Raw genomic sequence first — 425 nt, forward strand, 5'->3', positions numbered from 1 at the left:
GACTTCAAGCGTGATACCCTGCAACAAATCGAGCCCGCCCTCTGGGCCTTGAACACGCTTACAAAGATTGTGGGCAAGCAAAACGGGAGACGTTGTATTCATGGCAAGATATCTTCTGCTGGTTCAGTTGTTGTGCCTGGCGGCATCCGTTCATGCCAATGGCGTGCTGATACTGGGCGATAGTATCAGTGCTGCCTACGGGATTGAAAAATCATCTGGCTGGGTTGCCCTTATGGACCGACAGCTGAAGGAAAGGTGCCCGGATTTTCCAGTGATTAATGCATCGGTAAGCGGGGAAACTACTGCTGGCGGTAAAGCACGGTTGCCGACGCTTCTGGCTCGCCACAAGCCGGATCTGGTGGTGGTGGAACTAGGAGGTAACGATGGTCTGCGTGGCCTGTCTCCCATGGTCATGGCCAGCAACC

General features: G+C 54.4%; 1 protein-coding gene. It reads left to right on the top strand.

Going from position 1 to position 425, the window contains the following annotated elements:
- Positions 1 to 100 precede the first annotated feature (100 nt).
- Positions 101 to 425, top strand: a 325-nt coding sequence (locus tag F8C76_RS19235; protein ID WP_283016260.1) for a GDSL-type esterase/lipase family protein, incomplete at its 3' end; no start/stop codon positions are given.

This window comes from Flagellimonas olearia, from assembly GCF_009184425.1.
Classification (GTDB): Bacteria; Bacteroidota; Bacteroidia; order Flavobacteriales; family Flavobacteriaceae; genus Flagellimonas; species Flagellimonas olearia.